A 24,732-nucleotide genomic window follows, 5' to 3' on the forward strand; every position below is an offset into this window, starting at 1 on the left:
ATGTGATCTCACGGGGATGTCGGGTGAAAACAAAGCAACCAGACGAAACGGGAATAACAATGAGCAATACTAACCAACCTGAAATGCTTGATCGCTCATCGGCTCCTCGCCATGAAGCATCGGCAGCGCCCCGCGCGCAGCAGGCGGTCGCAAGCGCCGCGCCCGTGGCCAAGGCGCCGTTTCCCGCTCCGGCGCCACTGCCCACGCAGCAGGCTGCCGACGGCATTCGCTTCGACTTCAATCTGGGCTGCCGTGTCACGCTGCCTGCGGGCGACTGGCGCGTGAGGCTGACCGATCTCGACACCGGCAACGTGCTCTACGAGACGGCGATCGGCGCGGGCGTGGTCACCAGCGCGAAAAAGTATTTCGTGCGCTTCGGCATCGAGATCCATGACCGCACGCGTCCTGATCGCCCTGCGCTCGTGAGCCATGCCTACGACGCCGCCAGCCTGCCCGTGCTGATCCAGTTTCCGGTCGGCACGCTGGGCGATATCGTTGGCTGGTTCCCGTATGCGGTGAAGTTTCAGCGGCAGCATCACTGCCGCCTCACTTGCGCGATGTCGGCCAAACTCATTCCGCTCTTCGAAGAAGCCTATCCCGAGATCGAGTTCATCGATCCGGAATCGGTGCAGCCCGAGCGCTACTACGCGACCTACAACATCGGCCTGTTTTTCGACGACAGCGCCGGCGACTGGCAGCCATGCGACTTCCGCCAAACCGGACTGCACCGCACCGCGGGCTTCATCCTGGGCGTCGATCCCGCCGAAACGCCGCCCCTGCTCGCACTCGACGACGAGCGACGCCCGATCGAGGAGCGCTATGTCTGCATCGCGACGCAGAGCACCACGCAGTGCAAGTACTGGAACAACCCGGAGGGCTGGCGCGAGATCGTCGCCTTTCTGAAGGACCAGGGCTATCGCGTGATCTGCATCGATCAAAAGCCCGTGCACGGTCATGGGATCGTCTGGAATCACATTCCGCACGGCGCCGAGGATCAGACCGGCGAGCGTCCGATCACCGAACGCGCGAGATGGCTGCGGCACGCGGACTTCTTCGTCGGGCTATCGAGCGGACTATCCTGGCTCGCCTGGGCGGCGGGCACGCCGATCGTGTTGATCAGCGGCTTCTCGAATGCGAACAATGAATTCTCGACGCCGGGGCGCGTCATCAATTATCACGCGTGCAATAGCTGCTGGAACGACCCGCGCGTGCGCTTCGATCATAGCGATTTCCTCTGGTGTCCGCGCCACGCCGGCACGCCGCGCCAATTCGAATGCACGCGGCTTATCACGGCTACGCAAGTAAAGGCGGCGATCCAGCGTCTGCCCGCATTCGCCAACGCAGCGGCCAAAACGCTGGCCACGCCTGGCGAAAACTAACCCACTGATCCGGCAGCAAGGCCACGACAGCAACATCGCTTCGCGTCAGTTGGCCTCATGTTAATTAATTCGGTATGCGAATCAAATTTTAAACAGCAGGAAAAACAGGTGGAAGAGATGCACCAGAAAGCGCCGCTGGGCCGCGGCAGATCGCGACACAACAACCCGGCGACATCACTCCGTTGAACACGCATCTGTGTGGGGTCACACAGGGAGACCACAATGAAATCGATCACTTATCGCCGCAGATTCTGTGTGCACATGTTTGGGCGGCGCGCCCAGCGGATCTCCCGCCTCACGGCGCTGCTCCTGTCGGGGGTCATGGCCCACAGCTGGTCGACGAACGCTGGCGCGCAGTACGTCGTCAGCGCCGGACAGACCGTCTCTGGCGTCGTCGTGCCGACCGGCTCGAACCCGACCCAACAGGTATTGAGCGGCGGCACGGCCGTCTCGACCGTGGTCAACAGCGGCGGCGCCCAGCAGGTGACGGGGGGCACCGCCGACGGCACGACCGTCAACAACGCCGGTGCGCAGTATGTCGTCGATAGCGGCACGGCCAGCGGCACGACGGTCTATACGGGGCTTCAGTACATCGCCGATGGCGGCAGCGCCACCAACACGGTCGTCAACGGCATCGGCGCGGTGCCGGTCGTGGCACAGATCGCCGAGATCACGCTGGCCGCGGCGCTCGGCTCGGGGACGTTCAGCATCTCGGCAACGCCGTCCGCGCCCGACGGCGTCACGATCGTCGTCAGCTCCGGCGGCACGGTGCAGAGCGCCACGCTCAACGCGGCGCTACAGTTCGTCGATAGCGGCGGCACGGCGACCAGCAACACCATCATCGCGGGCATCCAGCTCGTCAACAGCGGCGGGACGACGCTCGACAACGATGTGATCGGCGGCATGCAGATCGTCAATGGCAGCGGCAGCACCGCCACCAGCAACACGCTCACCGGCAGCGTGCAGGTGGTCGATAACGGCGGCGCCACCAGCAACAACGTGCTCGTCGGCAGCGTGCAGGATGTCGACCTCGGCGGCACGGCCACGAGCAACACGCTCACGGCCAGTTATCAGTTCATCGGCTACGCGAGCACCGCGACCAGCAACACCCTCGAACTCAGCGCGCAAAGCATTGGCCACGGCGGCACGGCCATCGACACGACGCTCGATCACAGTGCCCAGACCATCGGGTCCGGCGGTACGGCCACCAGCACCTCCGTCAATTCCGCCAGTGTCCAGTACGTGCTCGGCGGCAACGCGTTCTACACCGATGTGAACAGCAGCGGCACGCAGGATATCGCGAGCGGCGGCATCGCCACCAGCAACAGCATCAACAGCGGCGGCGCGCAATACGTTGCGAGCGCGGGCAGCGCGGTCGTCACGGTCGTGTCCGGCGGCGGCAATCAGTACGTGGTGGGCGGCGCGGCCACGAGCAATGTCCTCGACGGCGGCACGCAGACGATTGCCAGCGGTGGCGTCGCCACCAGCAATACGATCAATAGTGGCGGCGCACAGTATGTCGCGGCGTCAGGCACGGCGGATCTCACCTGGGTCGAAAGCGGCGGCAATCAATACGTGGTGGGCGGGGCCGCGAACATGAATGCCGTCGATAGCGGCGGTACGCAGACGGTGGCCAGCGGCGGCGTGGCAACCAGCAACAGCATCAACAGTGGCGGCGTGCAGTACGTCGCGAGCGCAGGCAGCGCGTCCACGACGGTAGTCTCCAGCGGCGGCAATCAATATGTGGTGGGTGGCGTAGCGACAGCCAACACCATCGATAACGGCGGTGTGCAGACCGTGGCCAGCGGCGGTCTCGCAAGCGGCAACAGCATCACTAGCGGCGGCGTGCAGTACGTCGCGAGCGCGGGCAACACGCTCGACACCGTCGTCTCCAGTGGCGGCAATCAGTATGTGGTGGGCGGCGTGGCGAGCGGCAACACCATCGAAAATGGCGGCGTGCAGACCATTGCCAGCGGTGTCGCCACCGACAACAGCATCACTAGCGGCGGCGCGCAATACGCCGTGAGTGCAGGCACGGCCGTCTCAACGACGATCAGCAGCGGTGGCAATCAGTACGTGGCAGGCGGCGCGGCAAGCGCCACCTTTGTCGAAGGCGGCACGCAGACCATCGTGAGTGGCGGTGTCGCGACCGGCAACAGCATCGACAACGGCGGCGCGCAATACGTCGCAAGCGCAGGCACGGCCGTTTCCACGACCATCAACAGCGGCGGCAATCAATACGTGGTCGGCGGCGTAGCGAGCGGCAACAGCATCGAAAGCGGCGGCACGCAGACCATTGCCGAAGGCGGGGTCGCCACCAACAACAGCATCGACGATGGCGGCGTGCAGTTCGTCGCAAGCGCGGGCACGGCCGTCTCCACGACCGTCAACAGCGGCGGCAATCAATACGTGGTGGGCGGCCTCGCGACCAGCAGCACGCTGCTTTCGGGCGGCACCCAGTACGTGGCGAGCGGCGGCACGGCCAGCGCCACGCTGGTCGGCAGTGGCGGAACGCAATACGTGCTACTGTCCGGCACGGTCAGTGGCTCCAACCTCTCGGGCGGCGGCACGCAGTTCGTGGGGGCCGGAGGCCTCGCCACCGGAACCAGCGTCAACAGCGGCGGGCTGCAATACATCGCATCCGCAGGCGTGGCGAGTGTCACGGCGGTCAACAACGGCGGCGTGCAGAACGTTACCAGCGGCGGCACGGCCATTGGCACCACGGTCAATTCGGGCGGCGTTCAATACTTGACGAACGGGTCCGTCGTGATCGACACGACGCTCAATGGCGGCACGCAGAGCGTCAACGCGGGCAGCCTCGCCAACCTCACGACCGTCAACGCCGCTGGCCTCCAGGCCGTCAACAGCGGCGCGCTCACGAGCGGCACCGTGATCAACAGCGGCGGCACGCAAGTCGTCATGCCCGACGCCGTGACCAGCAGTTCGGTGGTCAACAGCGGCGGCATGCAGAATGTGCTCGGCACCGTTGTGAGCGCAACGGTCAACGGCGGCGGCACACTCATGCTCGGCCAGGGCGGCACGTCCGGCGCGCTCGCGGGCAACACCCACAACGACGGCACGCTCGTCTTCGACCTCGGTGGCACCTACACCTATAGCGGCTCGTTCACGGGCAGCGGCACGCTCGTCGATGCCAACAGCGGCACCATCGTCCTGAACGGCGCGAGCGCGGCCTACAGCGGCACGACACAGGTGCTGGCCGGCACGCTCGAAGTCGGTGACAGCTCGCACTCGTCGGCTACGCTCGGCGGCGATGTGGTCGTCGGTCAGGCGGGCACGCTGCGCGGGCACGGCACGATCGACGGCAACGTCGTCAACGACGGCACCGTGAGCCCCGGCGGTTCGATCGGCACCACCACAATCGTCGGCAATTACCAGCAGGCCTCCACGGCCACGCTGGCCGTGGAAATCAGCCCGACCTCCGCCTCGCAGCTCGCCGTGATGGGCAACGCCACGCTCGCCGGAACGCTGGCGATCGTCTACGACGCGGGCAGCAGCGCGGCGGCCAGCGTCTATGGGCCGGGCACGGTCAAGCTGCTCACGGCATCGTCCATCAACGGCACGTTCTCGGGCTCGCCGGTCGCGATCGTCGAAAGCGGCGCGAACCTGAACTATGTGACACCCAGCGTCACCTACAAGGCGAATGAAGTCGATCTCGTCCTTTCGCCGATCGACACGAGCATTTATACGGCGATGGGGTCGGCGATCTCGCAGGTCGCCCAGGCCACCAACGCGGCGATCCTCGACCGCGTCAGCCGTCTGTGCCGCAGCACCAACACGCGCGACTGCATCGCGGGCACCGACAACGTGTGGATCAAGGCCATCGGCGACTACGCGCGCACCGACGACAACGGCAGCATCTCGGGCTACTCGGCGCATCAGTATGGCTTTATCGCGGGCTACGACCATCGCATCGGCAGCTACGACATTGGCGGAACGCTGGCCTATAGCCATCTCGACGTGAGCGAAGCGCAAACGCCCGACACCGGCACGGCCGACAGCCTGCGTTGGTCCGCCTACGGCGCGACTTGGACCGGCCCGGTCAACCTGGCCGCCACCGTCGGGCTCGGCTATGACTTCATCGACCAGAAGCGGCCGTTCGATACCACGACCGGCACCGCGTCGGGCAGCCACAACGGTCTGGAAGTCACCGCCGCCGCGCAGGCCAGCATGCCCCTGCCCTCACTGGGCGGCTTCGTGCTGATTCCGCGCGCGGGATTGCGCTTCGCGTACTTCCACGGCCAGTCGTTCAGCGAGTCGGGCGCGGGCAATCAGGACCTGTCGGTCGGCACCGACAACATCCAGAGCGTGCAGCCGTATGCCCAGATGGCGCTGCGTTATGCGTTCGGCAGCGCGTCGATGCCTTCGCACCTGGAAGCGTATGTGGGCTACGCGCGCGAGGTGGGCAGCACGAATCGCGCTGTGTCCGTGAGCGCGCAGGATGGCACGCAGTTCACGGCAGCCGGCGTGCCGCTGCCGCGCAACCTCGTCACCGCGGGCGTCTCGCTGAACATGCGGGTGACGCACTCGTTGTGGGTGTCCGCTGCGTTCGACACGCTACTGCATACCTCGAACACGTCGATCAAGGCCGGCAGCATCAAGCTGGACTACCGGTTCTGAGACGTGAGGCTGAGCTGACTGGAAACCGGATTGGGAGACCGTTATGACCGTACCGTTCTTTATCGCTTCGGGACTCGCGCTCGGTGTGACGCTGGCCGTGCCTGGCGCCGTACTCGCCGACCCTGCGGATTCCGTCGATCCGCCATCCATGCCGGTGACCGCCGATGCGCTCGCGCCGCCTGGCCTCACCGCACCGATCGCCCAGCCTGTCGAAAACGATTTGGCGCTGGACTCCGACGCGCCGCTCAATGCGCCCGCACCCGCACCTGCACCGAAAAGCGATGCATCGCGGAACGCCAGTGCGAAAAAGGATCTCGACGCAGATAGCGCCGATGATTTGGATACCTCACGAATTCCACCGGGTCTTGCCGACGACCACAGTGAGGTTCCGCCCATCGACGGCAAGCCGATTCCGCTCACCCTGTCGCCGTTGCCGGAAGACGCCGTGGCAGCCGATGCCGCGAACGCAGCCGCGCCGCTTGTAGCTGGCGCGGCGGGTGCAAAGGGGGCCGCCGTTGCTGCGGATGCGTCTTCGAAGGCCGTCATGCTCGCTAGCGGCCCTGACGCGCCGTCCGTCGTGGCGGCCGCACCAGCCGCCGGGGCAACGTCCGCCGCAGGCGAAGAAGGCCTTGACGAGCCCGCGCTGGATTCGCCGCTCGCCCAGGAGTTGGTCGCGGGCTTCTATTCGCGCATCAACGTGCTGGGTTACGGCGTGCTCCAGGACCCGGTGAACTCGAATCTGAACCCGAACAACGCGCTCGGCATCCAGCGCTATCAGACGCAACTCGCGCTGCGCCCCGACTTCAGCCTGAACTTCCGCCAACTCGAACTCGGCATCAAGCCGCGCTTCGAGGCGGACTGGGACCGTGTGCAGAACGGCGTCCAGGGCGGCACCGATCTCACAACCGCGACCGCCTACATCAACGAGTGGATTGCCCGCTATCGCGTCACGGACAAGCTGCTCGTGAGTTATGGGCGCGAGAATCTGCAATGGGGCCCCTCGCAACTGCTCTCGCCGTCCAATCCGTTCAACCAGAACAACGGCAAGAACAATCCGGCGATCGAGCAGCCGGGGCTGGACTATGCGCGCGTCGTCGCGATCCCGAACTCGTCGTTTACGGGTTCGTTCATCGCCAACACGGGCGCGGGACGGCTCAATGACAGCAACGAGGCCAGTGGTCCATTCCACAAGGCCTACGCGTCCAAGTTCGACTACACCGGCGAGAAAACCTATTTCTCGCTGGTCGTGTCCAAACGCGATACGACGCCGTGGCGCATGGGGTATTTCGGCGGCTGGAACGTGTCCGATGCGTGGCTGCTCTACAGCGAAGGCAGCGCGGCGCTCTCGACCGCGACGAATCCGGTGCTCCCGCATCCCGACTACGACCTGCTGGCCGGCGCGACCTATACGCTCATGAACGGCGCGATGATCACAGGTGAATACTTTCACCACAATGCGGGCTGCACGACGCATGACATCGCGCAGTGCAGTTCGTCGCTCACGCTCGATCCAACCAATCCCTATCCGCGTCGCGACTATCTGCTGCTGCAATACGTCGACTCGAAGCTCGTGCGCAACGTGAGCCTCACCGTACGCGTGATTCAGGACCTCAACGATCACTCGACGCAGTTGTTGTCGGACGTCGAGTACGAGGTCGGCAAGAACTGGCTGCTCTACTTCGTGCCTTCGGTGACGCTCGGACCGAGCCGCAGCGAATTTGGCAGTCTCGTGCGTTATTCCATCTTCGCGGGCGCTTCGTTCACGTTCTAAAGCTAACGGACGGGCATGATGCGCCCGTCCGTTTCTCTCTTTGCCCGGTTGCACGCATCCCATCAGGTCATCGGTTCGATCCCGGACGAAGGCACGGCAACGGCTACACGCGTGGCGGGCACTACCGTCTGCACAACTGACGGTGTGACGGTCTTCGCGACGGGCGCTGAAACCGCCTGTGAAATCGGCAGTGCCAGCGCCGCGGCCTCCTGTGCCGGGAACGGCAGCGGCGCACCGGACACGCGCCGCGCGTCGGCGCGATAGGCGGTCGCCGTGGTGGCCAGATGTTTGCGCAAGAGCTTCGACAGCCGCCCGCCGCAACCGATCCCACAACGCTCCGCGATCTTGTCGACAGAGAGGTTCGTTTCGACCAGCAGCCGGCAACACATGTCGAGCCGCGCGTACATCAGATACTCGGAAGGCGTGACGCCGATCTCGATCTTGAAGCGCCGCAGGAAATTGCGCTCGCTCATCGCCGCCACGCGCGCCGCTTCGCGCATGACGACCGGACTGCTGGCATTCGCCAGCAGCCAGCGCGCCGACGCCTGGATGCGTTCGCTCACGAAGTGCTCGGCATTCTTGCGCACGATGGCCGTGAACTGCGTTTCGGCCGGGGGCGCGACGGCCACCGCAATCTGGTTGACGATGTCCATGCCCAGGTCCATCTGGATGACATCGAGCGCCATGCGCAGCGGCCCCACGAAGTTGGCGTAGGCACACGCTTCGTTCGAACGCGGCGCCACGTTGCGCGTACCGCCACTGGCCGATGGCGGCCTGTGATGCGCGGACACGCGGCTGGCTGCATCGAGCAGCTGGCGCCCCTCCGCGATCGGCAAGGTCAGGCGGCAGAACGGCACGGCCTGGCGCAACCAGCCGACAAGGCGCTCGTCGCACAGCGCATGCTGCACGCCTGCGCCGCCCATGATGAACAGCGCGTCGAAGCCCTCGCCGTGATGGCAGGCCTCGATGCTCTCAGTCCAGACGACCATCGTCGACGAACTCGCGATCATGCCGCCGCTCGCGGAAAGCAGGCGCACGTTGTAGATCGCGCTGTCGCTACGCGAGGAGCGCGACAGGGCATTGGCCGACTGGAATGCCCGCGCAACAGTAATAGCCTCCTGCTGCGCGAAGCCGTTGAACAACGTGATTGCGATCTGTCTGACCGTGCGGGTGCTGCGTAGCCCCCCGGCTCGATTGGACACCACACCAAATCCATTGGAAAGGCGATCCATCTTGTTTTCCCCTGTTGTGCGGATGTGCTGCTACACGCGCCACGCCGCCCTGCCCGGCAACCGGCGCGATACACAGCCAACCCGAAGTGCAACTTGCGTTTCTTTGCCGCTGCTGCTTGACGGTTTGCATCGTTTGCGAGAAGGACTTAATTCCGCTGCGGCCGTTCGGCATGGGCGATCGCATCTTCGATCAGACGGCAGTCGTCATCGCCCAGCATTTCGCCGTGCGCGCGCACCAGATCGTCGAGCGAGCGAGAAAGCCGCCTCATATAGAGAGGCGACGGGTTGGCAAGCGGCCAGACGGACATCAGGTAGGCGAGTGGAATCACCAGCCTGCCCTCACACCACCGCTCGAACAAGGTGACGCAGCACGCCTCTATCCGCGCCGCCGCGTCAGGCTGCGCACTGCTTTTGCTGATCATGACAGGTCCCCTCATACCTCACACTCCGCTTCAAGGAATGGCGAGCGGCATCGGCGCGCTGTCCGTTCGTGGCGGACACGCTGTCACACAAAACCACTCGACCAGCACTACACGAGGAACTTGAAAAAGCCGTTTCCGAATTCCCCCGCCTCCCTTAGGCGCAAGCTATCTTTATGATCAGTCTGTTTTTGTATGATGATTGTGATATTGTTAAGCTGTACGAATGTTTCTGTTTATTAACGTCGTCGACTGCATTGACGGATATTTTTTTATTCGATATGCATATGCAACATGCAGGGTCATGAGAATGTAAAGCGCAGCGGTAAGGCGATGTAATGCGCCAGATTCGCCGCGTCCGCGAACGCCTTACCAGGGTTGGCAGACGCCGCGGGGTGCACCAATAAACGTCATCACACGCGCAAAACACAAACACTATTTTATGCACTGCTGCGCCGCAGCATAGTGAAAAATAGCGGATCCCGCGTGAGTATTGTCGGAAAAATATGTATTGTTGGCGGAAGGAGACCAGGCCAATCTTACCGGTAGGTTTCATGCCTCTCTCTGGGGCAATTCACGCACAATTCCTGAGCCTGATTAAAATAAAGTCGCTACCTTTTTTCCATTTCAATTGCGTGAATGGACACACTGCTGCACCAGCCAGATCCATGCGCCAGCAACGGCTTCGCCCCGCTGTGGCTCATGCGGCTCCGGCATGCGGATCTTCCCGCATGCAACACTCGTCCTTGCGCTCACACCTGAAAAAATGACCGGTTCGCGCAAACGCCCAGCGCAACCGTTTGCGACGCATTCAGCCCGCGCTTACGCCATCGCTTACGCCATCGTTTCCCGCACGTAGCGTGCGAACTCCCGTGCCGCTGGCTGCACGGTGGGCGGCACGCGCAGGCAGATCGCAAAGGGTGGTAGCGCCGGCAAGCCGGCCGCCTGGGATGACAGTACCTCCAGATCGGCCGGCACCGTCGACACAAGCCAGGTCGTTACCGCCAATCCCGCGCGCACCGTTGCAGCCGTCGCCTCGATGTTGCCGCTCTCGAACACCGTGCGCCACGGAATATCCACGTCGGCAAGCGCGCCAAGCACCACCGGTCGGAACGCGCAGCGTTCGTCCACCATCGACAGCGGCAAGGGCCGCTTCTGCCACGCATCGCTGCCCCGGCCCTTCACCCACACGAGCGGTTCGATGCGCACGACCTCGCCTTGCGCTTCGCTCGCCACATATTCGACCAGCGACACGTCGAGGCGCCCACTGTCCACCGCTTCGCGCAATTCGGGCGACGCTGCGCAGACCAGTGAAATCTCCACTTGCGGATGGGTTTGCGCAAACGCTTTCATGGCGGGCGCAAGCGGCGTCACGAGATCGAACGGCACGCCGACGCGCAAGGTGCCGCGCAGCGACTGGGCGCTCATATCGGCCCAGATTTCGTCGTTCAGGCGCAGCAGCTGGCGCGCCTTGACGAGGAACTGCTCGCCCTGGCGCGACAGTTCCAGCTTGCGCGTCTTGCGCACGAAGAGCAGCGTGTCGAGCAGCTCTTCGAGGCGTTTCACCTGCTGGCTCACGGCGCCTTGCGTCATGTGCAGCAGATTGGCGGCGACCGTCATGCTGCCGTTATCCGCAACGGTCACGAAGGTGCGAATCAGATCGAGGTCGAGATTTCGGTTCATGAACGCATTATGTCGCCTAATGAATCACATCAATATTATTGCCTTTCCTGATGTGTCGACCGTCCGTACAGTGCAAGTCCCTCTTGCACACCTCTCGCCTGATGCACTCGATCCTGCCGCTTCTCGGGTTCGCCGCCATCGCCACCGTGACGCCCGGCGGCGCGACCACACTCGCCACCGCGTCGGGCGTACGCTTCGGCTTTACGCGCTCGGTTCCGCTGATGTCGGGCATCGCGATCGGGCTAGCCACACTCGCCGCCGTCGCTGCGCTCGGCCTCGGCAGTCTGATGCTGGAGATGCCCGCCTTGCAGATGGCCGTCAAGGTTGTCGGCTCCGCGTATTTGCTGTGGCTCGCGTGGCGCATCACGCACAGCGGGCCGCCTGGCGCAGGCAACGGACCCGCGCAGCCGGTCACGCTACTCAACGGTGTGCTGCTGCTCTGGCTCAACCCCAAAAGCTGGGCGATGACGGCGGGCGCGGCCGCCTCCTTCGCGCTGCTCGCGCCCAGTCCCCGCCAACTCGCCGTGCTGTTCGGCGCGGCGTTCGGCATCGCGGCGTGCGTGTCGCTCGTGCTGTGGTGCACGCTCGGCACGTTGCTCGCACGCTTGCTCCGTACTCCCGATCAATGGCGCATCCTCAATCTCGTACTGGGCATATTGCTCGCCGCATCCATCATTCCAACCTGGAGATAGCCATGCCGCTACACCCATTTGCCGAATCGTTCAATCTCGAAACCGCCTTCGACGATATAACGGAATACTGGTCGCCCAAAGTCGTCGCGCAGGTCAACGATCAATACGTGAAGATTGCAAAGGTGCGCGGTCAACTCGTCTGGCACGACCACGCGCACGAGGACGAACTGTTCTTCGTGGTGCGCGGCCATCTGAAGATCGAATACGAAGGCGACCGTATGGTCGATCTGCCTGCGGGGTCGATGCATGTGGTGCCGCGCGGCACGTTGCACAACCCGATCGCCGACGAGGAGTGCTGGCTCATGCTGGTCGAACCCGTGCAGACAAAGCACACGGGCGATGTGGCGTCGCCGCTCACGAGGACGATCGAGGCGCAATTACGCTGACCCCGACGTGAAAATCGCTGCGTGGTAACCTCCGGGCAGCCGGTCCTGGCAATACCGACCGGCCATGCAACAAGGAGCGCATATGAACCCAGGCAAGCCCCCTCGCCCCACGCTGCCCGACAAGCACAATCTCGAAGCCATGTCGGCCTTCCGCTACGACCTGCGCAAATTCCTGCGCGCCTCGGAAGAGATCGCCAACGCCGCCGGCATCACGACGCTCCAGTATCAACTGCTGCTGCACGTATGCGGCTTTCCCGACCGCAAATGGGCGACCGTGGGCGAGCTCGCCGAACGCTTGCAGGCGGCGCCCAACGGCACGGCGGCGCTGGTGTCGCGCTGCGAATCGGCGGGACTCGTGACGCGCAGGTCCGATCCCGCCGATCGCCGTCAGGTGCAGGTCCATCTCACCACCAAAGGGGAATCCTTTCTGCTCGAACTCGCGGCCCAGCATAAGGCGCTCTACGGCGCATTCCGTTGGGTTTTCGACGAAGCGGGCAACTAGCGTCGCGCACCCCGCCTTGCCCGTGCGCGCCGGGCAGTCATGCAATTTATGTCACAATATGCCATAAACCGCATTTTCCCGGCTAACCCATGCGAATCCTGAACCTTGTCGATCGTCGCGCCATCCTGCGCAGCCAGCGGCGCTGGCTGTATTTCGGCCTGTTCTGGCTTGGCGCGGTCGCGACGGGGCTCGTGGCCGTGCTGTACGCGCGGCTCATCGACTTCGGCTACGACCTGTTCCTGCGCATGACCGCGCATAGCGCATGGCTGCCGCTCATCGTCACGCCGGCGGTGGCCGCGCTCGGCGTCTGGATCACACGGCGCTGGTTTCCGGGGTCCGAAGGCAGCGGCATCCCGCAGGTCATCGCGACGCTGCACGACGTGCGCACGCTCGGCCCACGTTTGCTTACGCTGCGCATTCTGGTCGGCAAGATTCTCGTATCGTTTCTGACGATCCTCGGTGGCTTCACCATCGGCCGCGAGGGGCCGACGATCCATGTGGGCGCCGCGCTCATGTTCAGCCTGCGCCGCTTCTATCCCGCGCGGCTTCGCAGCATCTACGGTGCGGGGCTCGAACACAAGCTCGCGCTCGCGGGCGCAGCCGCCGGTCTTTCCGCCGCGTTCAACGCGCCGCTTGCGGGCGTCGTCTTCGCCATCGAGGAACTGACACGCAGTTTCGAGCAGCGCACGAGCGGCGTGCTGATCACCGCGATCATCTTCGCGGGGGTCGTATCGCTCGCGCTGCAAGGCAATTACGTCTATTTCGGCACCATCGCCATCGACGGGCATTTCCCGAATCTGCTCGTGGCGGCGGTCCTGCTCGTTGGCGTGCTCACGGGTATCGCGGGCGGCCTGTTCTGCTGGCTGCTGCTCAATACCGGGCGCTGGATGCCCGCGCGACTGCTCGCCTTGCGCACGGACCGCCCGGTCGCGTTCGGCGCGGCATGCGGCCTCTTTATCGCCATCATTGGCGTGGCCAGCGGCGGACATCTGTTCGGCAGCGGCTATGCGGAAGCGCGCAACATGCTCGAAGGACACTCGCACCTGGGCGTGGGCTATCCGCTCTTCAAGATGGCGTCGATGGTGGGTTCGTATCTGCCGGGCACGCCGGGCGGCCTCTTTGCCCCCTCGCTCGCAATTGGCGCGGGGATCGGCAATGCCCTGCACATGGTGTTCGGACAGATGCAGTTGCCGATGCTGATTGCGCTGGGCATGGTGGGTTATCTCGCCGCCGTGACGCAAAGCCCGATCACGGCTTTTGTCATCGTCATCGAGATGATCAACGGCCACGCGCTGGTGCTCTCGTTGATGGCGACCGCGCTGATCGCCAGCCAGGTCTCGAAGCTGTTCGCCCCGCCGCTCTATGAGGCGCTGGCGCAGCGCTATCTGCGCCGGTGAGGCGCTGATCAGATCCGATTCGCGCGATCATGCATCGCCCTTGATCGCGCGCAAATCCCTCGGGCAAAAGTAAAAAAACATCAGACTTACTCCCGAATTCTTTAATGTCCAATCAGAATAAACTGATTGGATAGTCCCTTATTTTCAGATTTCGCGGCACCGCGCAGGCCATCGCCCCGCTAATGCCCTCGCCTCGCCTGCCCCCACTCGAGCCGTCAAATGCGGATTTGACAAAATTTTCCAACGCGGTGCCCTATGGCAAGGCAATATACGCGCCGTAATACTACGTAACATCGCCGAAACGGAAAATGATGGACGACGACGCACGCCGCAGGAGCACGCATCAACCGGCAATCTTCAGGAAACCGGCACTGGCCATTTGCGCGATCAGCATGCTCTGCCTGTTACCCGGATGCAGTTCGCAAGCCCGGGAGGAAGCGCCCGTCGCGCACGTCCCCGAGCAATTCAGGCTCTGGTGCGCGAAGCCCGAGGGCTATTACCCCAGCGTCCGGCAGTGCCCGGGAGGCTGGGAACACCGCGTGCCTGAGTCGGCCGCCTCGGCAGTGTCGCCGCCCTTGCTGATTATCCCGGTCGAACCACCCTCACAAGAAAAATAACCATGAACCTTTTTTCGCCTACTAAATATTTAGCCATACGAAGTAATTACCTTCTGACTGCGCTGGCGTCGGCGTGCCTCGTTGCCTGCGGCGGGGGTGACCCGTCGTCTTCTGACGCAGGTACTTCGGCCAGTGCAGTCAGCAGCTCTGCGGTTCACGTCCTTTCGTTGTCGTCGCTGTCGAGCACCGAAGCCAGCGCCCAGGTCGTGCCTTCTTTCGAGCTGGTGCCCAACGAATTGCCGGCACCCGCGGATATCGACAGTAGTTCGCCCGCCGCGTCATCGCAGTTGACGCCGGCCGTTCAGGAATTGCGTTTGACGAAGGCCGTAGTGCGCGCGGCGCGACCTGGCCCGGATGCAAGTGGCGCGGTCGCACCGGCAGCCACGGCGACGGCCGTCACGACCTACACGCCGGCCCAGATTCGGGCAGCCTATGGCCTCCCGCCGCTCCCCACCTCGTGGACAGGATTGAGCGCGACCCAACTCGCCCAGATGGGCGCCGGCCAGACGCTCTATATCGTCGATGCGATGAGCGATCCGAACATCGCCGCGGAGCTGGCGGCGTTCAATCAGAAGTTCGGCTTGCCCGCGTGCGCGACGACAGCGATCTCGCCATCGGCCACGCTCCCCTTGCCGAAGGCGCCCAGCGCCAGTTGTCAGTTCTCCGTCGTCAATTCGACGCTGGCTGGAGGCATGACGGCCACGGCCCCCGCCTATGACTCGGCATGGGCAACCGAGATCGCTCTGGACGTCCAGTGGGCTCATGCGACTGCGCCGCTCGCCCGCATCGTCCTCATCCAGGCGCCGGGCAATATGAGCGACGCGCTGCTGGCTGGCGTCAGCCTCGCGAACGCGATGGGGCCAGGCGTAGTCTCGATGAGCTTTGGCGGCGCCGAGGGTTCATGGACCGCACAAACCAATTCGGCCTTTGCCGGTACCGGCATGACCTACGTGGCCGCCGCGGGCGACGATGGCGCGAGTGTCGAATGGCCTGCGGTTTCGCCGAACGTGCTCGCCGTGGGCGGAACATCCCTCACCTATAACGGCGCGGCCCGCACCGAAGCTGCGTGGTCCGGCACGGGCGGCGGCATCAGCCGGTACACGCCGGTGCCGGGCTATCAAACGTCGGCCGTTCCCGGCATGGGCACGTTGACGGCGCGCTCCGTCTCGGACGTGTCCTTCAACGCGAACCCCTATACCGGCCAGTACGTCGCCACCCTCGCGCCCGGCACGTCCACGCCCGCCTGGTACGGCGTCGGCGGAACGAGTCTTTCGACGCCGCAATGGGCCGGCATCGTCGCGATCGCCAATGCGATTCGCGCGCAAAACGGCTTTGGCTTCGTAGGACTCGTGCAGCCGCTTCTCTACGGGAAAATCTCGACGAATGCGAGTCTGTACAAGTCGGCGTTTTCCGATATCACGACCGGCAGCAACGGCACCTGTACGACCTGCTACGCGCATGTGGGATACGACCAGCCCACCGGGCTCGGTACGCCCAATGCCACCAGCCTGCTGACGTCGATTCTGAATCTGAGCACGAAACAGGCGCCGGTCGTGACGCCCGCGAGCATACAGGCCACCGAAGGTGTGGCGCTGGCCTTCTCGGTCGCGGTGAGTGCGCAGGACCCCGTCACATGGTCGCTGTCGGGCGCGCCGCAAGGCATGACGATCGACGCCGCGGGGCAACTCTCGTGGCCGAAACCGGTCGCTGGATCGTATAGCGTGACGGTCAAGGCGACCGACACGATCACCGCGCTGTCTGGCAGCACGGTCTCGACCGTCACTGTGATAGCGTCGTCGATACCGGTCGTGAGTATCGGAACGATCGTTGGCACGACCGGCAAGCCGCTCAGCTATCAGGTGATCGCGCAATCGGCGAATCCGCTGAAGTTCGCCATCAGCGGTGCACCAGCGGGCGTGTCGATCAGCGCCACGGGCTTGATTACGTGGCCGTGGCCGCTCGCGGGCACCTATAGCTTCGCCGTTTCGGTCACCGATACGAAGTCCGGCAAAACCTCGACGACGCAGGCACGCGCGCAGATTTCGGTCGACCCGCTGGCTCCGGTCATCACGGCGTCGCCGATCAACGGTGTGGCGGGCTCGCCCCTTACGGCCAACGTTCGCGTCTCGAACGCTGCGGGAGGGCCGATCACGCTGTATATCACTGGCGCGCCGGCCGGGATGACGTTGGGCGTCGGCGGCCCGGGTACCTTCGTCGTGGCGTGGGCCAGGCCGGTTGCGGGAAGCTATACGCTGACGGTCACCGCGAACAACAGTTCGGGACTGAGCAGCCAGGTCCAGATACCCGTCACGATCAAGGCTAACTGAGTTTCTGTTCAGGCTGAACGGGCAGCGCCGGGAATCGGCGTTGCCCACCACACCAGATACCGATTTGCGGCGCGGGACGTGATTACGTCATCCGCGCCGCGTTGCATTGCATTGCGCCTCAGCGCAGCGCCTTCACATCGGCCGCATTGACATGGGCTGCCTGACCGCCCCAGGTGGCGCGCAGATAATTCGCCAGTTGCGCGAGTTCCTCGTCGCTCAGCGTAAACGAAAACGCCGGCATCGCCTGAAGGTTCTCGACACCCGCGAACTTCTGCGTGTCGATGCCATCGAGCATCGCCACCAGCAGATTGTGCGGATCGGCCTGACGCAGCGTCGAGTTGCCGTTCATCGGCACCGCGACGTGCGGCTTGCCTTCACCCGCCAGTCCGTGGCAACCCGCGCACACGGCCAGATACACCGAACGCCCGGCCGCGAGCGCGGCGCCATCGGCGGAGACGGCCTGCACCGGCTGCGGGGCGGGCGGCGTATCGCCGAGCAGATAGACGCTCAGTGCGCGCACGTCATCCTTCGTGAGGTATTGCGTGCTCAGATGCACGACCGGATACATCTCGCCGAAGGCCGAGCCCTGCGGCGCGATGCCGACGCTAAAGAAGGTCTGCAGATCGGCGGCCGTCCAGCCGCGCCCGGCCAGTCCCGCCGGCGTGATGTCCGGGGCGACGACGCGCCCGAGCGCAGCGCCCGCGAGTGGCTTCGCATCGACGAGCTGACCGGCAAAATTACGCGGCGTGTGGCACTCGGCGCAATGGCCGAGCGCATTCGCGAGATAGCGGCCACGCTGCCAGTCCGCCGATTGCCCAGCCGAGGCATCCGGCAACGCGTCCTTCAGAAACACCATGTCCCAGAACGCCATGCCGAAGCGCAGGTTGTACGGGAACTTGAGGTCGTGCGGATGGCTCGCCACCGCGACCGGCTTCACCGTCATCAGATACGCGTAGATCGCGTCCGAATCGGCCCGCGTGAGCTGCCGGTAGGACGTATAAGGCATCGACGGATACAGATGCTTGCCGCGCGCGTTGCCGTCGTGAAGCGCGGCGTAGAAGTCGCTGGCGCTCCAGTTGCCGATGCCGTGCTCCTTGTCGGGCGTGATGTTCGAGCCGTAGAACGCGCCGTAGGGCGAGGCGATCTTCACACCGCCCGCGAAGGGCGCGCCGTCCTGCGACGTGTGGCAGGCCGCGCAGTCGGCAGCCTTGACCAGATAGCGGCCGTGCGCGACCTGTTCGGGCGTGGGCGTGAAGGCCGCGCCCGACGTGGACGATTCGTCCTGTCCACAGGCCGCGAGCGTGAGCGCGCACGCGGCGAGCAGCCCGCCGAGCGCGAGGCGGTTGATGAGGGCGCGCTTCATGACGCGTCCTTCACGAGTCCGGGCGTCGTCATCACCACGTCCTTTACCGCTTCGTAGTAGCGCACGTAGCCCGTGCAGCGGCAGATGTGGCCATCGAGCGCGCTCAGGATCGTGCTTTCGACATCGGCCTTCGCAACCGGCTCGCGCTTCAGACGCTCGATCAGCACGGTCGCCGCGTTGACAAATCCCGGCGTGCAGTAGCCGCACTGGAAGCTGAAGTGTTCGAGAAACTTCTGCTGGATCGGCGAGAGTTCGACGACTTCGCCTGCGTCGTTGCGCTTAGCGTGGCCTTCGACCGTGCGGATCGTGCGGCCGTTGAAGAAGTGCGCACCGGTGATGCAGGTGCGCATCTCCTCGCTCGTGCCGTCCGGCTTGTCGAGGATCACCACGCAGGCGTGGCACACGCCCTGCCCGCAGCCCAGACGCGAGCCCGTGAGGCCCGCGTACTCGTGCAGGAACTCGATCATCATGAGGCCTTCGGGCACCTGCATCGGGCCGACGGTCTTGCCGTTGATCGAGAGCGAGAGCGCCTTCGGCTTGTACTGCACGAGCGGGCGTTCAACGGGCGCGGCTGTCTGTGGCGTCGTTGGCGTGGACGTTGCGGACGCAACGTTGGCGGAAGCCGCGGCGGCGCCGGCGCTCACCGCGGAAGCAGCGGATTGGGCCTGCGTCATGCGAGCACCTCCTGGATTTTTTGCGGGGTCACCGGCAGATCGGTGAAACGGTGGCCGATGGCGTGCGCGATACCGTTCACGACCGCGCCCACCACGGGAATCATCACCACTTCGGCGATGCCCTTGGGCGGATCGGTCTCGGACAGCGGCGCCAGCACCTCGCCGGACTGCGTCCAGACGGCGACATCCGACGCGCGCGGAAGCTGGTAACGGTTGAAGTTCCAGGTACCGTTGCCGGGGCCGTCTTCGTAGAGCGGCAGGTATTCGTGCAACGCATGGCCGATGCCCATCGCGAGACCGCCCTGCAACTGGCCCGAAACGAGCTGCGGCGAAATCTGGTTGCCGCATTCCATGATCGAGTGATGCGTGAGCAGTTCGACCTTGCCGGTCGCTTCGTGCACAGCGAGTTCGACGAGCGTGCCGACCGCGCTGTAGTAAGTCACGGCCGCGTTGTTGCGGCTCATCGGCGGGATGAACACGCGCTTGCGGTCCAGCACGCGATAACCGTTCGCGGTGAGCGGCAGCGTCGTGGGCGCAGCGTTGTTGTTGGCGTTCGCATCGCCCTTGCCATAGCGCAGCGAAAGCGCGTCGATCGGCATGCGTTCGATCGCCCCACCCATCTCGAACTCGGCTTCGGCCCACTGCCAGCGGTTGAACACGTGCACGGCCGCGCCTGTCGGCAGGCCCATCGCATGCGCCTGTTTCGCAAGCTGTTCGAGCGGCAGCGGTTCGAGTCCGGCGGCGGTCAGCTTGCCGTCGACCCAGCGCGCGTCCTCGATACGCACCACCAGCGGCGCGGCCTGGCCACCGCCGATGCCCTGCCCCCAGATCGACATCGCCGCCGGCCAGAGGCCGAAGCGGAACAGCACGCGCGCAGCTTCGCGCGTGCTATGCGTGAAGTAGAACGCCGAATTCGTGGCGCTCGACGGCGAGGCGATATTGGGCGTCCAGCGCGGGTTCACGCTCGCGCGGTCCTGATCGGCCTGGCTCATCATGTAGGGATCGCCGCTCGTCACGACCGGCAGATCGGGCCAGTCGGTCACGGCCACGCGGATCTCGGCGGCTGGCTTGCCCAGCCACTTCGCCACCGCCACGGCCTGCGAGGTCGACATGCCCGTGCCAATTTCCGCGCCCGTGTGATAGAGCGCGATGTTGCCGTTCTCGTCGAACTCGACTCTGGCCAGCGATGCTTCGGACCCCGTACCAAAGTCTTTCTGCACGCAGGCGAAACCCACGCCGTAACGCTTGCCCGGATTCGCCGCTTCGTACTCGGCCTTGCGCTTCGCGCGCTGCGCCCACAGCGGATGAACCTTCGCGCGTTCGAGCACATCGTCCACGCGAATCGCGCCGCCAGGAATCGCGCCCTGGGTGTTCTTCATGCCCGAGCGCAGCGCGTTCTTGATGCGGAAATCGATGGGATCGACGCCCAGTTGCGCGGCGATTTCGTCGACGGCCATCTCTGTGGCCGCCATGCTTTGCAACGTGCCGTAGCCGCGCGCCGAACCCGCGTCGATGGCGCGCGACGCAATGGCCACGGCCGCGAAGTCGTTCTTCGGGAAGTAATAGATCGATTGCGCCGCCGTTGCGCCGACCATCGCCACCGACGGCGAGAAGTTGCAGCGGCCACCGCCATTGGCCTCGAAATCGCCCTTGAACGATTGCAGCAGGCCCGTCTTGCGATCGACGGCGATGCGGTATTGCATCTTGAACGCGTGGCGCTTGATCGAGGTCTGGAACTGCTCGTAACGATCGTTGGCGAAGCGCACCGGGCGTCCGTCGCCATAGAGCGCGGCCACGAGCCCGTAGAACGGCACGTTGTAGTGGTCCTTCGAACCGTAGCCCACGGTGTAGCACGGATGCAGGAACAGTTGCTTCACCGGGAAGCGGCACTTGGCGACCATGCCGGCGGCGGCATCCGCCACTTCGAGCGGCGATTGCGTCGGCACCACCATGTGCAGCGACTGCGTGGCGGCGTCGTACCAGCCGTTCGCGTTGTCGGGTTCGAGCGCCGCCGTGTCGATCGACTGCGTGTTGTACTCGCGTTCGAACACGAGCCAGTCCGCCGACGGATGATCGAGTTCGTCGGCGATGCGCCCGGCGTGGAACATGCCCTGCTCGTCGAGCTTGCCGTGCTCGTTGCCGTCCGGCCAGACCGGCGCGTGCTTGCGCATCATGCTCGGGAAAATGGGCGCGTCCTTGAGGCTCGAATAGACATCGTCGTCATAGGGCGTCTTGCCGCCCACGCGCACGAAGCGGAACGTACCCCACGGATCGCGTTCGAGCGGGCCCGTCTGCGCGCCATAATGGATCACGTCGTCGCGGAACTTGAGCGTATCTTTCGCGAAGCGAAAACGCGCGAAATCGTGATAGATCAGGATCGCAACCGCGTGGCCCAGATACGCGGGCGTCTTGCCCACGGGCAACAGCATGTCGTCGCCATAGAAGGCGGGAAACGCGAGGCCGTCGCGCGCGAGATCGTCGGCGGTGACGATGCGATCGGGCTTGAGATCGTCGCCGAGCAGGCTCAGATCGAAGCCTGTGTAGAGGCGATCGGCCTGGGTCGTGCGCAGAATGAGCGCATGAGCCTGCTGCTGCGGCCAATGCGGCATGTCGGCCGCGCGGATGTCACGCGCGAAGACTTTCGAGCCCGTGACTTTGGCGATACCGTCGATACGGAATTTGGGTGCGCCCGTGGCGGCATCCCATTTGACCGGTGTGAGGAGTTTTTCTTCGAACAGGGCAGCGAATGCGCGGCTACCGAACGGCGCCACATATACCGCCACGCCCGCCAGCATGCTGGCTTTGAGAAAACCCCGCCGTGACAGGCCGTGGTTTTTCATGAGGGGACCTCCAGGTGCGTGCGCGACTCACGAAGGCGACCGAGTGTCGCGGCTTGCGGAGCGGCCCGCATTCTGGCATCGAGGATCATGCGTTCCCATAGCGATCCTCGCATAGACAACTTATTGGGGCCGTTATAAGCCCGCCTGGCGGGGCTCGCAGGGCGCGGGCGCCTGCGCATGACCCTACAAAACATTGGCCTGCATCAATACATTGCGCCGATTCTGGTTTGGCGCATACCTGGCGCATTCCCGCGGAAGTTCGGTGCCGAGCGACTACCGATCCAACACCCGCTATATTCAGTAGACGTTTCGTCCGGTTCGCCGCGTGACAGTCTTGCGTCGCCGCCCTGTTTCCATCATTGCCATCGTTGCCAGGAGAGTTGACCCGTGCATGCCCAGTCCGCCAACCCCGCTTCAGAAGCCGATCTGGAAGTCCTTCGCCGCCTGACCTCGAGCCGGTACACGTGCCGGGCCTACGAACCCACGCCCGTGCCCAACGACGTGATCGAGCGCATCGTCGAGATCGCAGGCAAGACCGCCTCGTGGTGCAACACGCAGCCCTGGCACCTGCTGGTGGCGTCGGCGCAATCCACGGAGCGCTTTCGCGACGCGTTGATGGAACACGCGGCGCATGCCACTGGAGTCGATTCGGATCTGCCGTTTCCGGAGGAATATCGGGGCCACTTTGCCGAGCGTCGGCGCGACGCGGGTTATCGGCTCTACGAAGCGCTCGGTATCGAGCGCAGCGACAAGGAGCGGCGCAACGCGCAGAGCTTCGAGAATTTCCGCCTGTTCGGCGCCCCGCATGTGGCGATCGTGACGATTCCGGCCGAACTCGGCCCCTATGCGGCCGTCGATTGCGGGGCGTTCATCGGCGCCTTCCTGCTTGCCGCGCACGCGCACGGCATCGCCACGTCGCCGCAAGCCGCGCTCGCGCAGCACGCGAAATTCGTGCGCCGTCATTTCGGCATCGGCGACGAGCGGTACATGGTGTGCGGCATCTCGTTCGGCTACGCGCAGGCCGGGCACCCGGTCAACAACTTCAAGACGAGCCGCGCGCCGGTCGAGCAGATCATGCAGATCGTCTAGGCGAGCGGGAATCGCGGTTTCCCGCGTGGCGCAGGCAGCCTTTCTCCGCGGGAAAGAAGGCTTGATTCATGCGCAATTTTCGCGCTGGAGAAAATCGCCGACACTGGCTATCAGGCGCCCGAAGTCACACGGTCCGACGCCGGACCGTTGCGACGACGCATGCGCCCGACCCGTCGGCCCTGGCAAGCCGCGGCATACCTATACCAGGAGACATGATGAACAGCCAACCTCTGGATCTGGGCGGCCACGCTGCCCACGGCGATGCGTCCGGCCCAACGGGCGCAATGGCCACAACGCCAGATCGCGCCCCGCAGGCCACGACGCTCGGCGCCTTCATGGACGAGATGCCGGTGGGCGCACTGCACCGCTTCGTGGTGTGGGTGATCGGCATCGGGCTGTTCTTCGACATGTACGAGATTTTCCTCGTCAGTTCGATCGGTTCGGCGTTGCAGAACGAATACGGTCTCGATGGTCATAGCACCGATTTCAAGCTGCTACTGGCCTCGGCCTTCATCGGCATGTTCTTCGGCTCGCTCTGTCTGGGCAGTCTCGCGGATCGCATCGGGCGCCGTCGCGCCTTCCTGCTCACGCTGGTCTGGTACAGCGCGTTCTCGCTGCTCGGCGCGTTCTCGGTCAACGCGGGCATGCTGGTGATCTGTCGCTTTCTCACCGGCGTGGGCGTGGGCGCGATCTACCCCGTGGCGGACAGCTACCTCTCGGAAATTCTGCCCAAAGACCGGCGCGGCCGTCTCGCCGCATGGGCTTACACGACCTCGTATATCGCGGTGCCGCTCGTGGGCTTTCTGGCGGTGTGGCTCAATCCGCTGCACTACGACGGGATTGCGGGCTGGCGCGTGATCCTCGCGATCGGCAGCCTGGGCGCTGTTTTCGTGCTCGCCGTGAAGCATCGCCTGCCCGAAAGCCCGCGCTGGCTGCTCGCACAAGGCCGCGAGCAGGACGCTTACGCCACGCTGCGACGTTTCGCGGACAGTGCGGGCGTAGCGATGCCCGCCCGCTTCGAGGCCACCGGCGAACGCAAGCATCCACTGCGCCTGCGCGAACGTATCGCGCTGCTGGGCAAGGCGCCTTACGACAAGCGCTATCTGATGCTGGTGATCTTTCACCTGTTCCAGGGCTTCGGCTATTACGGCTTCGGCACGCTCGCGGGCGTTGTCGTAAAGAGTCGTGGTTTCGATGTGACGGGCAGCACGCTGTTCGTGGCGCTCTCGTTTCTTGGCTATCCGATCGGCTCGCTGCTGTCCGTGCCCTTGCTCGGCTGGATCGAGCGCCGCACGCTGGTCATCGCCTCGCTCATCACGATCGCGCTTTTCGGTCTGGGCTTTGCTTACTCGAACAACGTGACTCTGATCATTTGCTTCGGCATCCTGACGACGTGCGCATCGAACGTGTTCAGCAACGCCTATCACGTCTATCAGGCCGAGATCTTTCCCGCTAGCGTACGTTCGACCGCGATCGGCAGTACCTATTCGCTCTCGCGCATCGTCAGCAGCGCCCTGCCCTTCATCCTGCTGCCCGTGCTCATGCAGCACGGACCGCTGGCGATGTTCGGCGTGATATCGGCGGCGCTTGCCATCGTCGCGATCACATTGCGTGCACTCGGCCCGCTCACCACGCGCCGCAGTCAGGACGAAATCAATCCGGTTTGAAGCGTTCGCGGCACGCTTGCCAGGTGCCGCACACGCATGGCAAAAGGCCGGGCGAC

The 24,732-nt window shown here is 64.5% G+C and carries 16 protein-coding genes; 10 read left to right on the top strand and 6 right to left on the bottom strand.

The features are described 5' to 3' along the window. Nucleotides 1–59: 59 nt before the first annotated feature. From U5782_RS01860 to U5782_RS01870, 3 genes are all read left to right on the top strand, one after another. The gene (locus U5782_RS01860; RefSeq protein ID WP_322042164.1) at nt 60–1,379 is read left to right on the top strand and encodes an autotransporter strand-loop-strand O-heptosyltransferase; all 1,320 of its coding nucleotides are present in this window, start codon (nt 60–62) and stop codon (nt 1,377–1,379) included. 222 nt (nt 1,380–1,601) lie between these two features. Then, a complete protein-coding gene (locus U5782_RS01865) occupies nt 1,602–6,017 on the top strand; it encodes an AIDA repeat-containing protein (protein WP_322042165.1) in 4,416 nt (1,471 codons plus the stop codon). Nucleotides 6,018–6,060: 43 nt separating this feature from the next. Then, nucleotides 6,061–7,788, top strand: coding sequence for a hypothetical protein (locus U5782_RS01870; RefSeq protein ID WP_322042166.1), 1,728 nt, complete (start codon nt 6,061–6,063; stop codon nt 7,786–7,788). Between the two features lie 62 nt (nt 7,789–7,850). On the opposite strand, the gene U5782_RS01875 is transcribed toward U5782_RS01870, so the two are convergent. From U5782_RS01875 to U5782_RS01885, 3 genes are all read right to left on the bottom strand, one after another. After that, nucleotides 7,851–9,020 (bottom strand): helix-turn-helix domain-containing protein, encoded by a 1,170-nt coding sequence (locus U5782_RS01875; protein WP_322042167.1) that lies wholly within the window; start codon nt 9,018–9,020, stop codon nt 7,851–7,853. A 146-nt stretch (nt 9,021–9,166) separates the two neighbouring features. Next, nucleotides 9,167–9,442: a hypothetical protein gene (locus U5782_RS01880; protein ID WP_322042168.1), complete on the bottom strand. Its 276-nt coding sequence runs from the start codon at nt 9,440–9,442 to the stop codon at nt 9,167–9,169. 831 nt (nt 9,443–10,273) lie between these two features. Then, nucleotides 10,274–11,122: a LysR substrate-binding domain-containing protein gene (locus U5782_RS01885; RefSeq protein WP_322042169.1), complete on the bottom strand. Its 849-nt coding sequence runs from the start codon at nt 11,120–11,122 to the stop codon at nt 10,274–10,276. A 101-nt stretch (nt 11,123–11,223) separates the two neighbouring features. Between U5782_RS01885 and U5782_RS01890 the strand changes: the two genes are divergently transcribed. The 5 genes from U5782_RS01890 to U5782_RS01910 all read left to right on the top strand — a co-directional run bounded on the left by U5782_RS01890 (nt 11,224) and on the right by U5782_RS01910 (nt 17,043). Then, entirely contained in the window at nt 11,224–11,814 is a 591-nt protein-coding gene (locus U5782_RS01890) for a LysE family translocator (protein WP_322042520.1), read from the top strand. Nucleotides 11,815–11,816: 2 nt separating this feature from the next. Continuing rightward, the gene (locus U5782_RS01895; RefSeq protein WP_322042170.1) at nt 11,817–12,200 is read left to right on the top strand and encodes a cupin domain-containing protein; all 384 of its coding nucleotides are present in this window, start codon (nt 11,817–11,819) and stop codon (nt 12,198–12,200) included. A gap of 82 nt (nt 12,201–12,282) precedes the next feature. Beyond that, the gene (locus U5782_RS01900; RefSeq protein ID WP_322042171.1) at nt 12,283–12,702 is read left to right on the top strand and encodes a MarR family winged helix-turn-helix transcriptional regulator; all 420 of its coding nucleotides are present in this window, start codon (nt 12,283–12,285) and stop codon (nt 12,700–12,702) included. Nucleotides 12,703–12,791: 89 nt separating this feature from the next. Next, the gene (locus U5782_RS01905) at nt 12,792–14,099 is read left to right on the top strand and encodes a chloride channel protein (protein WP_322042172.1); all 1,308 of its coding nucleotides are present in this window, start codon (nt 12,792–12,794) and stop codon (nt 14,097–14,099) included. A gap of 784 nt (nt 14,100–14,883) precedes the next feature. Beyond that, on the top strand, nt 14,884–17,043 hold the full coding sequence (locus U5782_RS01910) for a S53 family peptidase (RefSeq protein WP_322042173.1): 2,160 nt from the start codon (nt 14,884–14,886) through the stop codon (nt 17,041–17,043). A 118-nt stretch (nt 17,044–17,161) separates the two neighbouring features. Here U5782_RS01910 and U5782_RS01915 read toward each other — a convergent pair whose 3' ends face one another. Genes U5782_RS01915 through U5782_RS01925 form a run of 3 tightly spaced genes read right to left on the bottom strand, consistent with a single transcriptional unit; the run spans nt 17,162 to nt 21,920 of the window. Next, nucleotides 17,162–18,406: a cytochrome c gene (locus U5782_RS01915; RefSeq protein WP_322042174.1), complete on the bottom strand. Its 1,245-nt coding sequence runs from the start codon at nt 18,404–18,406 to the stop codon at nt 17,162–17,164. Further along, entirely contained in the window at nt 18,403–19,080 is a 678-nt protein-coding gene (locus U5782_RS01920; protein ID WP_322042175.1) for a (2Fe-2S)-binding protein, read from the bottom strand. Before U5782_RS01920 ends, U5782_RS01915 begins: the two co-directional genes overlap by 4 nt. After that, nucleotides 19,077–21,920, bottom strand: a complete 2,844-nt coding sequence (locus U5782_RS01925; RefSeq protein ID WP_322042176.1) for a xanthine dehydrogenase family protein molybdopterin-binding subunit — start codon at nt 21,918–21,920, stop codon at nt 19,077–19,079. Before U5782_RS01925 ends, U5782_RS01920 begins: the two co-directional genes overlap by 4 nt. A 387-nt stretch (nt 21,921–22,307) precedes the next feature. Between U5782_RS01925 and U5782_RS01930 the strand changes: the two genes are divergently transcribed. Together U5782_RS01930 and U5782_RS01935 are read left to right on the top strand one after the other, a co-directional pair. Continuing rightward, nucleotides 22,308–23,009, top strand: coding sequence for a nitroreductase (locus U5782_RS01930; protein ID WP_322042177.1), 702 nt, complete (start codon nt 22,308–22,310; stop codon nt 23,007–23,009). Between the two features lie 215 nt (nt 23,010–23,224). Continuing rightward, nucleotides 23,225–24,676, top strand: coding sequence for an MFS transporter (locus U5782_RS01935; protein WP_322042178.1), 1,452 nt, complete (start codon nt 23,225–23,227; stop codon nt 24,674–24,676). Nucleotides 24,677–24,732 lie beyond the last annotated feature (56 nt).

Origin of the sequence: Paraburkholderia sp. J67, assembly GCF_905220265.1 — a bacterium.
Classification (GTDB): domain Bacteria; phylum Pseudomonadota; class Gammaproteobacteria; order Burkholderiales; family Burkholderiaceae; genus Paraburkholderia.

What these genes read in the sequence shown, in the direction of transcription:
- U5782_RS01860 (WP_322042164.1), top strand. Translation starts at nt 60, where the DNA reads ATGAGCAATACTAACCAACCTGAAATGCTTGATCGCTCATCGGCTCCT.
- U5782_RS01870 (WP_322042166.1), top strand. Translation starts at nt 6,061, where the DNA reads ATGACCGTACCGTTCTTTATCGCTTCGGGACTCGCGCTCGGTGTGACG.
- U5782_RS01900 (WP_322042171.1), top strand. Translation starts at nt 12,283, where the DNA reads ATGAACCCAGGCAAGCCCCCTCGCCCCACGCTGCCCGACAAGCACAAT.
- U5782_RS01905 (WP_322042172.1), top strand. Translation starts at nt 12,792, where the DNA reads ATGCGAATCCTGAACCTTGTCGATCGTCGCGCCATCCTGCGCAGCCAG.
- U5782_RS01915 (WP_322042174.1), bottom strand. Translation starts at nt 18,406, where the DNA reads ATGAAGCGCGCCCTCATCAACCGCCTCGCGCTCGGCGGGCTGCTCGCC.
- U5782_RS01890 (WP_322042520.1), top strand. Translation starts at nt 11,224, where the DNA reads ATGCACTCGATCCTGCCGCTTCTCGGGTTCGCCGCCATCGCCACCGTG.
- U5782_RS01935 (WP_322042178.1), top strand. Translation starts at nt 23,225, where the DNA reads ATGAACAGCCAACCTCTGGATCTGGGCGGCCACGCTGCCCACGGCGAT.
- U5782_RS01925 (WP_322042176.1), bottom strand. Translation starts at nt 21,920, where the DNA reads ATGAAAAACCACGGCCTGTCACGGCGGGGTTTTCTCAAAGCCAGCATG.
- U5782_RS01895 (WP_322042170.1), top strand. Translation starts at nt 11,817, where the DNA reads ATGCCGCTACACCCATTTGCCGAATCGTTCAATCTCGAAACCGCCTTC.
- U5782_RS01885 (WP_322042169.1), bottom strand. Translation starts at nt 11,122, where the DNA reads ATGAACCGAAATCTCGACCTCGATCTGATTCGCACCTTCGTGACCGTT.
- U5782_RS01920 (WP_322042175.1), bottom strand. Translation starts at nt 19,080, where the DNA reads ATGACGCAGGCCCAATCCGCTGCTTCCGCGGTGAGCGCCGGCGCCGCC.
- U5782_RS01880 (WP_322042168.1), bottom strand. Translation starts at nt 9,442, where the DNA reads ATGATCAGCAAAAGCAGTGCGCAGCCTGACGCGGCGGCGCGGATAGAG.
- U5782_RS01875 (WP_322042167.1), bottom strand. Translation starts at nt 9,020, where the DNA reads ATGGATCGCCTTTCCAATGGATTTGGTGTGGTGTCCAATCGAGCCGGG.
- U5782_RS01865 (WP_322042165.1), top strand. Translation starts at nt 1,602, where the DNA reads ATGAAATCGATCACTTATCGCCGCAGATTCTGTGTGCACATGTTTGGG.